At 33.4% G+C, this 15822-nt stretch carries 16 protein-coding genes; 7 read left to right on the top strand and 9 right to left on the bottom strand.

Annotation, left to right across the window (positions count from 1 at the left end; genetic code table 11):
• Window positions 1–37 precede the first annotated feature (37 nt).
• Window positions 38–1279 (top strand): peptidase U32 family protein, encoded by a 1242-nt coding sequence (locus tag M0M44_RS04775; RefSeq protein WP_248728742.1) that lies wholly within the window; start codon window positions 38–40, stop codon window positions 1277–1279.
• On the top strand, window positions 1279–1509 hold the full coding sequence (locus M0M44_RS04770) for a ferredoxin (RefSeq protein ID WP_039118414.1): 231 nt from the start codon (window positions 1279–1281) through the stop codon (window positions 1507–1509). Before M0M44_RS04775 ends, M0M44_RS04770 begins: the two co-directional genes overlap by 1 nt.
• A 60-nt stretch (window positions 1510–1569) precedes the next feature.
• Here the strand turns inward: M0M44_RS04770 and M0M44_RS04765 are convergent, their stop codons facing one another.
• The 9 genes from M0M44_RS04765 to M0M44_RS04725 all read right to left on the bottom strand — a co-directional run bounded on the left by M0M44_RS04765 (window position 1570) and on the right by M0M44_RS04725 (window position 9142).
• Window positions 1570–2322 carry a hypothetical protein gene (locus M0M44_RS04765; RefSeq protein WP_248728741.1) on the bottom strand — a complete coding sequence of 251 codons (753 nt, stop codon included), beginning with the start codon at window positions 2320–2322 and terminating at the stop codon, window positions 1570–1572.
• A 58-nt stretch (window positions 2323–2380) separates the two neighbouring features.
• Window positions 2381–3439, bottom strand: coding sequence for an ankyrin repeat domain-containing protein (locus M0M44_RS04760; protein WP_248728740.1), 1059 nt, complete (start codon window positions 3437–3439; stop codon window positions 2381–2383).
• Window positions 3440–3482: 43 nt separating this feature from the next.
• On the bottom strand, window positions 3483–4025 hold the full coding sequence (locus tag M0M44_RS04755) for a hypothetical protein (protein ID WP_248728739.1): 543 nt from the start codon (window positions 4023–4025) through the stop codon (window positions 3483–3485).
• A gap of 19 nt (window positions 4026–4044) precedes the next feature.
• Window positions 4045–5382, bottom strand: a complete 1338-nt coding sequence (locus M0M44_RS04750; protein ID WP_248728738.1) for an ankyrin repeat domain-containing protein — start codon at window positions 5380–5382, stop codon at window positions 4045–4047.
• Window positions 5383–5416: 34 nt separating this feature from the next.
• A complete protein-coding gene (locus tag M0M44_RS04745; RefSeq protein ID WP_248728737.1) occupies window positions 5417–6598 on the bottom strand; it encodes an ankyrin repeat domain-containing protein in 1182 nt (393 codons plus the stop codon).
• Between the two features lie 277 nt (window positions 6599–6875).
• On the bottom strand, window positions 6876–7757 hold the full coding sequence (locus M0M44_RS04740) for a hypothetical protein (protein ID WP_248728736.1): 882 nt from the start codon (window positions 7755–7757) through the stop codon (window positions 6876–6878).
• Between the two features lie 49 nt (window positions 7758–7806).
• Window positions 7807–8253 (bottom strand): hypothetical protein, encoded by a 447-nt coding sequence (locus tag M0M44_RS04735; protein ID WP_248728735.1) that lies wholly within the window; start codon window positions 8251–8253, stop codon window positions 7807–7809.
• A gap of 116 nt (window positions 8254–8369) precedes the next feature.
• Entirely contained in the window at window positions 8370–8801 is a 432-nt protein-coding gene (locus M0M44_RS04730) for a hypothetical protein (RefSeq protein ID WP_248728734.1), read from the bottom strand.
• A 38-nt stretch (window positions 8802–8839) separates the two neighbouring features.
• Window positions 8840–9142 (bottom strand): RDD family protein, encoded by a 303-nt coding sequence (locus tag M0M44_RS04725; RefSeq protein ID WP_420842774.1) that lies wholly within the window; start codon window positions 9140–9142, stop codon window positions 8840–8842.
• Window positions 9143–9763: 621 nt separating this feature from the next.
• Between M0M44_RS04725 and M0M44_RS04720 the strand changes: the two genes are divergently transcribed.
• The 5 genes from M0M44_RS04720 to bla all read left to right on the top strand — a co-directional run bounded on the left by M0M44_RS04720 (window position 9764) and on the right by bla (window position 15793).
• Window positions 9764–11170: a PSP1 domain-containing protein gene (locus M0M44_RS04720; RefSeq protein ID WP_248728732.1), complete on the top strand. Its 1407-nt coding sequence runs from the start codon at window positions 9764–9766 to the stop codon at window positions 11168–11170.
• Window positions 11154–11633, top strand: coding sequence for a gliding motility lipoprotein GldH (locus M0M44_RS04715; protein WP_248728731.1), 480 nt, complete (start codon window positions 11154–11156; stop codon window positions 11631–11633). Before M0M44_RS04720 ends, M0M44_RS04715 begins: the two co-directional genes overlap by 17 nt.
• Window positions 11634–11643: 10 nt before the next feature.
• Window positions 11644–13950: a penicillin-binding protein 1A gene (locus tag M0M44_RS04710; RefSeq protein ID WP_248728730.1), complete on the top strand. Its 2307-nt coding sequence runs from the start codon at window positions 11644–11646 to the stop codon at window positions 13948–13950.
• Between the two features lie 165 nt (window positions 13951–14115).
• Window positions 14116–14817: a CoA transferase subunit A gene (locus M0M44_RS04705; protein ID WP_248728729.1), complete on the top strand. Its 702-nt coding sequence runs from the start codon at window positions 14116–14118 to the stop codon at window positions 14815–14817.
• A 94-nt stretch (window positions 14818–14911) separates the two neighbouring features.
• The gene (gene bla, locus M0M44_RS04700; protein WP_248728728.1) at window positions 14912–15793 is read left to right on the top strand and encodes a class A beta-lactamase, subclass A2; all 882 of its coding nucleotides are present in this window, start codon (window positions 14912–14914) and stop codon (window positions 15791–15793) included.
• Window positions 15794–15822: the final 29 nt, after the last annotated feature.

The raw sequence follows: 15822 nt of genomic DNA, 5'->3' as shown, positions 1-15822 counted from the left end.
GATTCGAAAAACGTGTCATCGGAATAATAAATCAAAAATGACAATTACCAACAAAATTGAACTCATGGCTCCCGCTGGGGACTTTGAGTCGCTTCAGGCTGCTTTAGATAATGGCTGTGATTCTGTATATTTTGGCGTTGAACAACTCAACATGCGCGCAAGATCTACTGTTAATTTTACTATTGAAGATTTAAAAGAAATTGCCAATCGTTGTGAAGCTAAAAATGTTCGCAGCTATCTTACTTTAAACACCATTATTTACGATCACGATCTGTCGGTTGTGAAAACATTATTGACAAAAGCGAAAGAAGCCAATATTACTGCTGTAATTGCATCTGATCAGGCTGTAATTGCGATGGCAAGATCAATCGGAATGGAAGTTCATATTTCAACTCAATTGAATATTACTAATATTGAAACCATTAAATTCTACAGCTTGTTTGCCGATACAATGGTTTTAAGTCGTGAATTGAGTTTACGTCAAGTAAAGAAAATCACAGAACAAATAGAAAAAGATCAGATCAAAGGGCCGAACGGAAATTTAGTAGAAATCGAAATTTTTGGCCACGGTGCTTTATGTATGGCAGTTTCAGGAAAATGTTATCTGAGTCTGCATTCACATAATTCCTCTGCCAATCGTGGTGCATGCAAGCAAAACTGCCGAAAAAAATATACCGTTATCGATCAAGAAACGGGTTTTGAAATTGAATTGGATAACGAATACATGATGTCGCCAAAAGATTTATGTACTTTGGATTTCTTAGATCAAGTGATTGAATCTGGAATTCAGGTTTTAAAAATCGAAGGGCGAGGCCGTGCGCCAGAATATGTGGCGACAGTAACCAAAACCTACCGTGAAGCGATCGATGCGTATTACGAAGGCACTTTCTCTAAAGAAAAAACAGCAGTTTGGATGAAAGCCCTAGAAACGGTTTACAATCGTGGTTTTTGGTCAGGCTATTATTTGGGACAAGAATTAGGAGAATGGAGCGATATTCCTGGATCTGCAGCAACTCAAAAGAAAGTTTATGTTGGAAAAGGAACACATTATTTCCCTAAAGCCGAGATTGGACAATTCAAAATTGAAGCTTATGATATTAAAGTCGGAGATAAAATTTTGGTAACAGGACCAAGTACAGGAGCTCAGGAAATGATTATCGATGAAATGTTTGTGAACGATCTTACAGCAGAAAAAGCAACAAAAGGAGACGATTGTACTTTCAAACTTCCGTTTAGAATCAGAATGTCGGACAAGCTATATAAAATCGTGGAGGCATAATGGTTATCATTACTTTACAGAGAGACAAATGTATTGGTTGTAATTATTGCGTCGAAATGGATCCCGTTCATTTCCAGATGTCGAAAAAAGATGGAAAATCGGTTTTACTTCATTCGCAGAATGCAAAAGGATTTTTCACTTTAAAATCGCCAAATCATGCCATTGTAGAAAGTTGTGAACTCGCTGCAAAAGCTTGTCCAGTAAAAATTATTACGGTTAAAGAAACATAGAAATACCTTTTTAAAATCAAAACCCCTATTCTGTAACATTACAAAATAGGGGTTTTGATTTTATTCTTCCGAAAGATGAAGTTCATCAAAATCTTTAATTTCAGATAACTTAAGAAGTTTTGTTCTTTTGATTTTACTCTCACTTTTTTCAAAAACTTCATCTTCATCATAGGTGTTTTCATTGATATTTTGATCTACAATCTTTTTTCGAGTAAGGAAATTAATGCTGGTTTGTGTAAGCACAATAGGTCCTCGATTACTGCTGGCATCATAACCAATTAGGTCAAAATCTGAATTTTGATACCTAAAAGTATACTGCCAATAGCCGTATCTTCCATGAGCATAGTTTATGTATAATTTTCCGTCTTTTATTTCAAAGTCAAGTTCGGGAGCATAATAAACACCTCCCTCTTCATTTTCAGAAGAAAAGCAGTCATAGTTTTTACTAGCCAGTTCGTAGCCGTTATCTTTGTTTAATAGCGCAATAATTCCTCTGCGGTTTCGGTCTAGTTCTCCACGATATTCGTGCTGAATCACTTTACTTTTATCCGTTCCTTTAATAATTAGAATATAATCTTCCAGTCCATCTTTATTAAAATCTCCTTTAATGGTATCAAAAGGGACATATCCTTTCGGAATAAAATCTTCTAGTTTTTTCTTTATTTCGATTGAAGCTGTATCTGATTCAAAAACTTCTGGAACAGTTGGAATTTCTGTGACCTGAGAAGATTCTGTCTTTTCTTTGGTTTTATTGCAACTTGAAAGCCCAGTAAATAGTAAAATAAGGACTGTAATAAGTAAGTTTCTAATCATAATAGTTTTTTAGATTTCATAGAAAAACATTGTTGTATCGTTCAAAATGTTTATAATCTTATCTTTTGTAATTTGGTTCGCTTAGCAAAATGGGTGTCGTATTGGCAAGAACCCATTTAGTTGCGAGTTCGCATAAAAAATTAAGTTCGTCGATTTCTCCGTCTCCATTTTTGCGAACATATTTTATAATTAAAACTGCTTTTTCAAGTTCGTTATCAGACAGTGAATTATTTGAGGACAAATGGATAAAAAAGGTATCTAACATTTTTTTAAAATCGATATTCCAATTTCCACCGCCATTTCTATATATTTCATCTCGTACTTTTCCCGAAATGCGCACGACTTCGCCTTGTATGGTTTTTGAACTGCCCTTTGATGGTATTAAGAGTTCCCATAGTTCTTCGAATTGTTTTTCCCAGGTTGTGCCAGTTACAGAAATGGGAGATACACCGTCGTGCAGAATGCGTCTTTTTACAGGTGGAACATTATACATTTCATACAATTGCTTTAATGCATGGTCTGTCTCTTCTAAATAATCTTTGTTGAAATTTTCTCTATGAAATTCAAAATCTTCTCCCCTTCGAACAACGGCATCTTTCATGGTTTGAGTTATTTCGATATCAGATTTTAAAAGTATTTTTGATATTTCGGCCAAATTTTTAAGGTCAATGTTATTTGCTCTAACCAAAGCACGTTCCAAAGGAGTTTGTTTGTAGTTATTCAATGCATTGGTGTCCGCTCCATATTCTATCAATTTTTTGACAGCATCGACATTAAAGCCACTTCCACATGCAAAATGCAAAGGAGTATCTCCATAATGGTCCCTTACATGTATATTGGCACCTAATAAAGTTGAAACCTTACCAGTTCTTATCATGGCGTTTTGATGTAATGCAGTATGGTTGTAAGTATCAACCGCTTCCAAATCTGCGCCATTTTCTACTAGCCAAATTATAAGCTCATCGGGAATACCCCAAAAGCTTAACGCTGTTGTTTTTCCGTAACCGCCTCTTGCGTCCAATTCGCAGGTGTCAAATACAGCTTTCAAAGCTTCAATGTCTTTCTTCTCAATTAATTCGTTAAAATTTTTCGGAAGCGTTTTCTTTTTCTTTGCCATTCTTTTTGTTCCTTTTTAAAATCATTTGTCAAGATATTTGATTTCAGACACCAATTTTAGCATTGATATTATGCTTTTCAACATACGCTTTTGCTGCATTCATCAGTTTTGTAAATTTTGCATCTATTTCACTTTGAGTTGAGGTGTCAAAATCTGAGATTGCTTTTTCTATCTGTTCAGGCGAAGCTTTTTCGTCTTTTAGTTTAGCAATTGGCAAATAACCTTCTTTTTGTTTGGCAATGGCATAAGAAAATAAATCTTTTGAAGCCTGAAGAAGTTCTTTGTTGTCATCGTCTTCAGGAATATCTTTAATAGTTTGAAAACGTACTTCCAGATTGGTAATGTCATATTTAAAAGCATCGTAGTAAGAAGACGGAACCATCTTTTTTTGGCTCTCATCATAAATTTGTGCTTCTGATTGCAGTTTTTCATTGATTTCTTTACTTCCAAAACGAGATAATAAATTCGAGTTTAAGGCGGCTACTTCAAAAGTTTTTTCTGGCGAAAGGTTGTTGCAAGAGGTAAAAGTTAGACTTGTAGCGATTACAGCTAAAAGTAGGATTACGGTATTTAAGATTCTTTTCATTTTTAAGTTTGTTTATTATTTAACCTTTTAAAATTTTACTTTTTTCAACATCAAATTCTTCCGAAGTTAAAATTCCAGCATCTAAAAGCTCTTTTAAATCTAGTAATGCTTTTTTCTTTACTTCCATCGAATTTGAAGTGTCTGTTTTTGGTGTTTCTTCTTTCTGAATTGGAGTTACGACAGTTCCTGATGGAGCATATTTCAAAATCAATTCTGTAATTTCATTGAAACCTTTTACATTCGAATAGTCAATCGCTTTTTGCTCTTTTACGTTTACGATTGAAGCATCGGCTTTATTGTCCAGTAAATATTTTACAACATCTTTCTTTCCGTTTGCGGAGCTGTAATGTAAAGGTGTATTTCCAGATTCGTCTTGAATATTGATATTGGCACCAGCTTCAATTAACAGTTTTACCATACTCAGATTGCCTTTTTTGGTAGCGACATGCAACAGGCTTTCTCCGCCATAGGTGTAAGAATTGTTGAGTGTAAAACTAGATTCGTTAGAAATATTGGTTGCACTCACAATCCAATCTAAATAATCATTCATTGAAGATGTATCGCTGGCCAAAGGCTTACTGTAATTCACATCAACTCCGTTTTCTAAAAACAAAGAGACAATTTCCTTTTGATTATTCGCGCAAGCGTACCAGATAGGCGAATATCCATTGTTACTTGAAGTAAATACATCTGATCCTCTTTCAATCAATAATTTAGCCAACATTCTGTTGATTTCATAACACGCAATTAACAGCGCATTTTCTCCCGAATGATTTACGTGATTGATGTCAGCGTCATTGTCGAGAAGTAAATTCACCATCGGGATTGATTTGGTGTAACAAGCGTAAATCAAAGGTGTATTTCCTTGTTTATCGGTTACATTGATATCGGCTCCTTTTTCTAAAAGCAACTGAATAATTTCTCTGTTTAGTTTTGCAGAAGCCAATAATAGTGGAGTTTCTCCATTGTTATTCAGTAAATTAACATCTGCTCCGGCTTCAAGCAACTTTGTTGCAATTTCGATTTGAGCGGTCTGAGCAACTAAATGTAGCAGACTATTTCCGTATTTATCATTTTTGGTAATTTCCGCACCATTTTCCAACAGATACAAAGCCGTCTGTTTTTGTTTTTGAAGACAGGCAAAAAATAAAGGGGTTTCGCCAGCATGATCTTCGTAATTAATATCGGCTCCGTCTTCAGCCAATATTTTCACAATATCCAGATAACCTCTGTGGGCGGCATAATGAAGAGCGGTTCTGCCTTTTTCATCCGTATATTTTACATCTACTTCTTTATTCTGAAGCAGTAATTCGGCTATTTTCCGGTTGCCGTTTTCACAGGCAATTATAAATGACATTGACATATATGTGGTATTTTGTATAATTCAGTTATTATGATTTCATTAAAAGCTCGACCGTTTTAATTTTCAAATTGTCTTCAGAAGCTAACATTAAAGCCGTTTCATCTTTGTCATTGGTAATAGAAATATCGGCGCCCTGCTCTAATAATAATTTTACTTTCCGATAGGTTTCTTTGGCCATTTCTGCATCATAATTGACATTGTAAGCGCAGACTTTATGCAAAATGGTGCTTCCTTGATTATCTTGTTCGTTGATATCTAAAGAAACATTTTCTAAAACCGATTTTAAAATATCCGATTTCTTTTCGACAATAAAATCAATTCCCGATTTTGGCTGACCGTAATATTGCGCGCAGAAATTGACATCGGCACCATCAGCTAATAATCTTTCCAAAAATTTAATATCGCTTGGAGATCCGGAAACAGAATTTATAAAATTAGTGAATAAGGTTCGCCCGTCTTTGTTGACAATATTAAAATCGGGTGAAGAAACTGTTGACAGTGCATCGTACATATCATACGAAAACTGTTCGGCAACGGCGTAATAAAAAGCAGTGTTGTTGAGGTTGTCGGTTTCGTTGGCATCGGCTCCATTTTCTAATAAGAAAGGGACAAATTCTTTTTTGCTTCTTTTAACAGCGCACATTAAAGGGGTTGTTCCCACAATGTTTTTTTCGTTGATATCGACACCATTTTCCAAAAGGATGGAAATATATTCTTTTGTCTTCTCTGTATCTGTGCTGTAGGTGTTGAGAACGATGTAGATGAAATTTTCTCCGGCATTATTTTTATATTGAGTATTCGTTCCAAAGTCATCAATAAGTATTTTTATGACTTTTGGTGAAGCTCCTTTTTCAAAAAGATATCCAAGTAAAGTTTTATCGCTGATTTCATCATTGATATTATCCATTTTTGACATCAATTCTTTGAAAAAAGCAAGCGATTCTTCATCGTCTTTGAGATAAAGTGCCAATGGAGCAAAAATCGATTTGTCGAAACTGTCCAATTCGTAAATATCAGTTTCAATAAAGCCGGCTTTAATTAATTTTTCTATAAAATCAATTTCTTTGGCGTTAATAATCTTTGCTGCTATTTGAGAAAAATTGTTTTTAAGATATTGTTCGTTAAAGGTTTCGCCATTATTTAGGCATTCTCTGGCCTCGTCAAATTTTCCCTGAAAAAGGAAATTTTCAATCTGGTTTTGTGTTTGCATTTTGAAGTGGTATTTATAAATAAAAGATTGTGTTTGATGAACCAGTCTGGATAATTGCTGGCTTCATCAACTATGTTGTAAGATAAAACATAAAATTGAGAAATATATTTTAGGATAAAAAGTAAAAAGACTTAAAATATTCCTATATAAAAGCAAAACCCTATTCTGAATGCATAGAATAGGGTTTTTAAAATTTTAGCGAATGCTTTAATTCTTCTGAAACTTCAAACTCATCAAAATCTATAATTTCAGATAACTTAGTTATAGAGTCAATATCTTATTTAAAAATTTCGTTTAAGCTAATTAATTCGTTTTCAAATATTATATAATTACTTCCTTTAGAAAAATTATTTTCTTTGGTAAAATCTGAAAAACTTGACCAAAACACATCATGTTGAATTTCAATTTTTTCAAAACTTTTTTGTGGCAATACATGATATGCAAAATTGTAAAGCCCATGGATGAATAATCCAAAAACTTTTAAAAATGGATTGTTAAAGTCATGAATCCATTTTGCTCTTTTATATAGTTGACAAACATTCAAGAGATAATGACTTGCCTCGTCATTTTTACCTAAAGCAATTGATAGTAGGTAATTTACTATAGCGCTGTCAAAATCGCTTATTTTTTGTGTAATGTATTTTTCTGCATTTAGTATGCTTTTTTCAAGCCAGTCTGAATTTTGGTGCAAAAGCGAAATTATAAGATTACTACAGATAATATTGAATTTATGACCATTTTTAGTCAAACCATTATCTTTTGGGAACATCTTATAAATCAGACTTAGATCATTTCCAGCGAAACATTCTATGACATTTTTAAAATGTACAGGATGATCAGTTCCTGATTCAAAAAGTGAATTTCTCTTATAATGTAAGCAATTGTAAGAGAACAAAGCATTATTTAATAGTGAATAATCATTGTTTTTAATTGAGTTATAAATTCCGATATTTAAAACGGAATATATATCCGAATAAGATAAAAGTCTCAGCAATATTTCATTATTATCCATTTCTTTAAGATGCTCAGGAGTTTTGTCTTTTAAAGCATCTTTTAATTTGTTATGGACTTCAAGATAACGTGATTTTATTGAATCTATAGTTTTATAATCGGCTTCATTAAAAAGTTTTTCTAGGAGTTTAATGTCATTCTTATTCATTACTATTGGCAATTTTTTTCTTGAAATATATTTATTATTTATACAGATATTATATCTTACAAAATGTCAATTTGTATGTTTTGCTGGTTTGTAATTTAGCTAATTGATAGCCTTTAGTAATTTTTATGTCTTGAATCCATTCTTCTAAATCTTTGAAATGAGAATTCCAAGAATTATAGCTTTCTAAATTTTTAAATTCAGTTGGATCAAAAAGCAATGTTAATGAAAGTTGAAACATATCAAAGTTCTTTTTAGAAAACTGTCTGGTGATATCAAAGCTAAAATATAATTCATTATCAAGTTTGTATGTTCCGTATTGAAATAGTAACATATCATTATCTGGATTCTCTTCTCTAGAACAGCCTCTTATTATAATTTCATTAAATAAGTTTCTTGATAAAGAAATAATATCTTCTATACTGAATTCCGTCTTATTTAACTCCTCTATGGCTTGTTCGTACTCTTTTTGAATGTTTTTCAATAAAATTGTTTTCATTTTTATATATAATTAACTTTAGGAAACCTCATGTCTATGCGCAGAGTCTTGTGTCATTAGGATTTTTTATATTTGTAATTCGTTGTAGATCTTAGTGATTTGTGCTTGTTTAGCAATTATGATAAAACCATAAATTTCCAATTTTTAGGATATTCTTTTTCAATCATATTGAATAATAACCTAAAATTATTTGAATGATCTCGTTTTAAGATCGAATAGAAATAATTGTGGCATACACAACATGCTTTCTCTTTTGGAGAAGTAATGCAATAAAATGTTTCATCATCTGAATCGATATAAAACCATTGCCACCCAAACTCTTTTTGAATTATGTTTCCAAACAAAGAGCCTAACTCATAGCCGTATTTTTCTAACTCTTCGGAATCATTGCCATTATAATTTTCAACAAATTCATTCATTATTTTTAGAATGAAAGAATTCTCATCATTACAATCTATTTTTAATGTGGTTAATGCATTATTCGCTAATCTGTCTATTTCTTCTCTTTCCAGCTCATTAATGGTTCTGTAGCTTTTTATGTTTTTCATCTTTTTGAATTTAAAAGGTTTGATCTTAGTTTAGTTATTTATCTCTCAATCACTACAGTACTAGCAATATAATCATGTAATCCTTTATGGTTCTTATTGAATAATAAAATAATGTTTATCATCGGGATACATTTAACTAAGCTTCTTAAAAAGTAGCGGACAATAGTTACAGGTTCTTCTTTGTTGTCTGAAACGGTTTTAATAGACATCATTCTTTTTCCTAAGGTTGTTTTGAAAAGTACTTCCATTAAAAAGAAATATATTACCCAGACTGTCATAAACACCAAGTGAAATCTATTGTTAAAATAATCAGGTAAATGTGGTAATAGAAGAGCAGCTATAGGCAGGTTTAGAATCGTTAAAAAAAATCATATCTATGAGGTAAGCACCAAATCGTTTACCTGAAGAAACTATTTGCTCTAAGTTAGAACTAATAGGCATGTTAAGATTATATTCAGAAACTGATAAAACAGAACGAGGATCATATTGAGTTTTACAAGAATTACATTCTAAAGTATGCCGCTACTTCCTAATGGTATTAGTGGAATAAAAAATAAGGCAAAGTGCTTTTTGTAACGTATTAAGTCGTAATTTCTTTCTGCAGAGCATCTGAAGCAATTAAAAGTACCTTTCTTTATTGTTTTACCGTATGATTTTGTTCCAAAAATTATTAGCATTTTTTTGATTTTTTATGGGTTATTTTTATCGCGCAAAAGTACTTTCAATTGTTAGATCACTTTACTCTTAAAAATTATATTACTAATAAAATAAGACATTTAAAAGACTTTCGAGATCATATTATTGAGTTTTTATGTCATTCTTTTTGAATTAAATAAATCAGTTTTTTTATTTAACAAACCATTAGTTTTAATCCTTAAATAGCCAAATAAAAAAAATACTATCTTTACCGATCAAACGTTTATGAACTTAAGCTGCGTTTTAGCAGCACTACATATATAATTATGGCATGTACAAGTTGTTCAACCTCAGATGGTGGCGCACCAAAAGGTTGTAAAAATAATGGGACTTGCGGCACCGATAGCTGCAATAAATTGACGGTTTTTGACTGGCTTTCAAACATGAGTCCGTCTAATGGAGAGGCGATTTTTGATTGTGTTGAGGTACGTTTTAAAAACGGACGTAAGGAATTTTTTAGAAATTCAGAGAAATTAACTTTAAGTATTGGTGATATTGTTGCAACTGTGGCTTCACCAGGACATGATATTGGAATTGTGACTCTTACAGGCGAATTGGTAAAGATTCAAATGAAGAAAAAAGGGGTGAATTACGAAAGTAATGATGTACCTAAAATCTATAGAAAAGCATCTCAAAAAGATATTGATATTTGGTCTGTAGCGCGTGATCGCGAAGAACCAATGAAAGTTCGTGCCCGTGAATTGGCGATTCAGCATAAATTAGAAATGAAAATTTCGGATATCGAATTTCAAGGAGACGGATCTAAAGCGACTTTTTACTACACAGCCAATGATCGTGTCGATTTTAGAATGCTGATTAAAGATTTTGCTAAAGAGTTTAGCACTAGAGTGGAAATGAAACAAGTTGGTTTCCGTCAGGAAGCAGCTCGTTTAGGAGGAATTGGTTCTTGCGGACGTGAACTTTGCTGTTCGACTTGGCTTACCGATTTTAGAAGTGTAAATACCTCTGCAGCTCGTTATCAGCAATTATCATTGAATCCGCAGAAATTAGCAGGGCAATGTGGTAAATTAAAATGCTGTCTGAACTATGAGTTAGATACTTACATGGACGCATTAAAAGATTTTCCAGATTACGATACCAAACTAATCACAGAAAAAGGAGATGCTGTTTGCCAAAAACAAGATATTTTTAAAGGTTTAATGTGGTTTGCCTATACAAACAACTTTGCAAACTGGCATGTTTTAAAAATTGATCAGGTAAAAGAAATTATTGCTGAGAATAAACAAAAGAACAAAGTTTCTTCTTTAGAAGACTTTGCTGTTGAGGTGATTGCAGAACCAGAAAAAGATTTCAATAATGCAATGGGTCAAGAAAGTTTAACTCGTTTTGATCAGCCAAAAAGAAAGAAAAAACCAAATCGCAAGCGCAAGCAAAATGCAGAAACAGCTGCAGTTGCGACTCCAGCAAAACCACAGCAGGAGAAAAATGTAAATCAAGCAAAACCGGCAGGAAATAACAATCCGAACAATGGTAATGCAAACAATGGCAATGCAAATAAGCCAAATAATCAAAACAATCCAAACAAGCAAAATCATAAGAAAAAGCATAATTCGAATAAGAACAATCCGAATAAGCAAAATTCTAATGAAAACAAACCTGCTGCTGAACCTAGAAAACCCATAACGAATACTAAAAATGAGAATAAAAAATAGCGGAATTCTTCTTTTGGCAGGAATACTTCTTTTTTCTTGTGATAAAAAAAGAGTATTTGATCAGTATAAATCTGTTGGAAGTGCTTGGCACAAAGACAGTATTGTAAGCTTTGATCTGCCAGTTTTAGATTCTACAAAAAAGTTCAACCTCTTCGTAAACATACGAGACAATAACAATTATCCGTTTAATAATTTATTTTTAATTGTTGCTCTTGAAACACCAAGCGGTTTTACAAAAGTGGATACATTAGAATACCAAATGGCAGAGCCAGATGGAACATTGTTAGGAAATGGATTTTCTGACATAAAAGAAAGTAAGCTTTATTACAAAGAAGATGTGAAGTTTACAGGAAAATACAAAGTTCACATTAAACAAGCGGTTAGACAATCGGGTAAAATTCCAGGTGTTGAAGCTTTGCAAGGAATTACAGACGTTGGTTTTAGAATAGAACAAAAAGATTAGATAAATAGTTATGGCTGCTAAAAAAAACAATCAATCCAAAAGCGTTAAGGATATTAATTATTACAAAAAGAAATTTTGGCGGGTTTTTGCCTACTCTTTACTAGGAGTTTTAGCCTTTTTCTTATTTGCTTCTTGGGGTTTATTTGGATCTATGCCTTCATTTGAAGATTTAGAAAATCCAGATTCAAACCTTGCTACCGAAATTATCTCTTCTGATGGAGTTGTGATTGGTAAATATTTCAAAACCAATAGATCTCAACTAAAATATTCTGATTTGCCTAAAAATTTAGTTGAAGCGCTTGTTGCAACTGAAGATGCACGTTTTTACGACCACTCAGGAATTGATGGGCGTGGAACTTTAAGAGCTGTTTTTAGTTTAGGAACAAATGGTGGTGCGAGTACATTGACACAACAGCTTGCAAAACAGTTATTTCACGGTGAAGGATCGAAATTTTTACCTTTTAGAATTGTACAAAAAATAAAAGAATGGATTATTGCCATTCGTCTGGAAAGACAATATACAAAGAACGAAATCTTAGCGATGTATTGCAACGTTTATGATTTCGGAAATTATTCTGTTGGAGTAAGTTCTGCCGCTCAGACTTATTTCTCTAAAGAACCAAAAGACTTGACAATTGATGAATCGGCTATTTTGGTCGGAATGTTCAAAAATTCAGGTTTATACAATCCAGTCAGAAATCCGCAGGGCGTAAAAAACCGTCGTAATGTGGTTTTGTCGCAAATGGCAAAAGCAAAAATGATTTCGGAAGCTGAAAAAGAAAGACTTCAAACACTTCCAATTACGCTGAAATTTAAATTGGAAAGCCACCGTGAAGGTATAGCTACTTATTTTAGAGAATATCTTCGTGATTATATGAAGAAATGGGTTGCTGAAAATAAAAAACCAGATGGATCTGATTACGATATTTACAAAGACGGTCTTAAGATTTATACTACGATAGACTCTAGAATGCAAACTTACGCTGAAGAAGCTGTTGCTGCGCACATGCAAAATCTTCAACAGCAGTTTTTTATTGATCAAAAAAACAATAAAAATGCTCCTTTCGTAAATATTACGCAAGCTGAGACAGATAGAATCATCATGCAAGCAATGAAAAATTCTGTTCGTTGGGCTCAGATGAAAGATATGGATAAAAGCGAGGAAGATATCATTGCTTCATTCAAAGTAAAAACTAAAATGCGTGTCTTTACTTGGAAAGGTGAAAGAGATACCACTATGACTCCACTGGATTCTATTCGTTATTACAAACACTTTTTACAATCTGGTTTAATGTCTATGGAGCCTCAAACAGGAGCAATTAAAGCTTGGGTTGGAGGAATCAATTACAAATATTTCCAATACGATCACGTTGGGCAGGGAGCAAGACAGGTAGGTTCTACTTTCAAGCCTTTTGTTTATGCAACAGCTATCGAAGAATTAAATATGTCGCCATGTGATTCTATTCTTGATGGGCCTTTCATGATTCATAAAGGACGTCACCATGTAACAGAAGACTGGGAACCAAGAAACTCTGATTACAGATACCGCGGAATGGTTACTTTAAAACAAGCTTTGGCGGCTTCTATTAATACAGTTTCGGCTAAATTAATTGACAGAACAAGTCCAGAGGCAGTTGTAGAATTGACAAAAAAATTGGGAGTAAAAACAGAAATTCCAGTTCAGCCTTCAATCGCATTAGGAGCGGTAGATATTACAGTTGAAGATATGGTTGCAGCGTATAGTACATTTGCAAATCAAGGAGTTTATGTAAAACCACAGTTTTTAAGCAGAATTGAAAACAAAAGCGGAGAGGTTATTTACGAGCCAATTCCAGAATCTCACGACGTTTTAAATAAAGATATTGCCTTTGCTGTAATCAAGTTACTTCAAGGGGTTACAGAAAGTGGTTCTGGTGTACGTTTGCGTACGCAGGGCGGCGGAAGCGGAGATAACCGTTGGACAGGATATCCATACATGTTTACAAACCCAATTGCGGGTAAAACAGGTACAACGCAAAACCAGTCTGATGGATGGTTTATGGGAATGGTTCCGAACTTGGTAACTGGAGTTTGGGTTGGATGTGAAGATCGTTCAGCGCGTTTCAAAAGTTTGACTTACGGACAAGGAGCAACTGCAGCTCTTCCTGTTTGGGGGTATTTTATGAAAAAATGTTATGCTGACAAAAGCCTTCAGGTTTCTAAGGGTGAATTTGAACGTCCTGCAAACCTTTCTATAAAAGTAGACTGTTATGCTAGGCCAGCTATAGTGAAAGATACCACACAGACCGAACAAAATACAGATGAATTTGAATTGTAACATTGTTGCAATAATGTGTACCTAATTATATATCAATCCCTTTGCCAGTCTTTTGAAAGATTTGTAAAGGGATTTTTCTTTGGGTTTTATTTTTACGAAATCGTTATAATTTCACCTAAAAATCTTATTTTTATCAAAAATATTTAGCAATAAAGATAGTTTGTTATGATAACAAAAAAAGTAAATAGCGTTCATGAAGCTATTGAAGGAATTGATAGCGGTATGACCATTATGTTTGGTGGTTTCGGATTATGTGGCATTCCTGAAAATACAATCGCAGCTTTAGTAAATAAATCCATTTCAGATTTAACCTGTATTTCCAATAATGCGGGTGTAGATGATTTTGGTTTGGGATTGTTGTTGCAGAAAAAGCAGATCAAAAAAATGATTTCTTCTTATGTGGGAGAAAATGCCGAATTCGAACGTCAGATGCTTTCGGGAGAATTGGAAGTTGAATTGACGCCTCAAGGAACTTTGGCAGAACGCTGTCGTGCGGCTCAGGCTGGAATTCCTGCTTTCTTTACACCAGCAGGTTACGGAACTGAAGTTGCTGAAGGAAAAGAAGCGCGTGAGTTTAATGGAAAAATGCACATTATGGAAGAGGCTTTCAAAGCAGATTTTTCTATTGTAAAAGCTTGGAAAGGCGATGAAGCCGGAAATCTGATTTTCAAAGGAACAGCCCGAAACTTCAATGCGTGTATGGCGGGTGCAGGAAAGATCACAATTGCAGAAGTAGAAGAGTTGGTTCCTGTTGGAAGTTTAGATCCAAATCAGATTCATATTCCAGGAATTATGGTGCAACGCATCTTTCAAGGAGAAAAATTTGAGAAGAGAATCGAGCAACGTACAGTGAGAAAACGTTCGTAATTTGATAATTGAGATAATGAGAAAATTAGATAATTCTTCCCATTGTGCTTCTAATTATCTAATTACCAAATTGACCAATTGATACATTTAATTTATGAATAAGTTTTTTATAGTTCTTTTTTCCTTCTTATCGTTTCAGGTTTTTTCTCAGGGTACAAATGAACTTAGAAATCAATTGCAACAAATCATTTCAAGTAAAAGTGCTACTGTAGGTGTTTCTATGAAAGGTGTTGAAAATAAGGATACTTTGAGTATTAATGGAAATTTAAAAATGCCAATGATGAGCGTATTTAAATTTCATATTGCTTTGGCGGTTTTGCATAAAGTTGATGAAGGCAAGCTCAATCTTTCGCAGGAAATCTTTATAAAAAAGAAAGATTTAAAGGAAGATACCTGGAGTCCGATGAAAGAAAATTATCCTGAAGGAAATGTAAATTTGAATTTAGATAAAATTCTCCGTTACACGGTTTCACATAGTGATAATAACGGATGCGACATTTTGATTAATTTGGTTGGAGGTACAAGATATATTCAAAAATTTATAAATGATCAGGGAATCAAGGATTTCGTTATTAAAGTGAACGAGGATCAAATGAAGACGTGGAAAAATCTTTATATCAATACCACTACTGCATTGGCTACAACAGAATTGCTTGAAAAGTTTTTTAAAGGTGAAGTTTTAAAAGAAGAAACAACAAAGTATTTGTATCAAATAATGGTTGAAACCTCAAGAGGACTTACTTGGATGAAAGCCGGACTTCCTGAAAATACTGAATTAGCACACAGAACTGGAATTTCTGGAACAAACGATGCTAATTTGAGAGTTGCAATGAATGACATTGGAATTGTAAAGCTTCCAAACGGTAAGCATTTTATTCTATCGGTTTATTTGAAAGATATTACAGAAAAAAGAGAAGATACAGAAAAGATAATTGCAGATATAACAAAAGCAGTCTGGAGTTATTTTAATAATTGATATAATTAGACAATGTGTCAATTAGATAA

This window comes from Flavobacterium humidisoli (assembly GCF_023272795.1).
In the GTDB taxonomy this organism is placed as follows: domain Bacteria; phylum Bacteroidota; class Bacteroidia; order Flavobacteriales; family Flavobacteriaceae; genus Flavobacterium; species Flavobacterium humidisoli.
The sequence above is the reverse complement of the archived record's forward strand: the minus strand, read 5'-3'. Positions and strand labels throughout refer to the sequence as shown.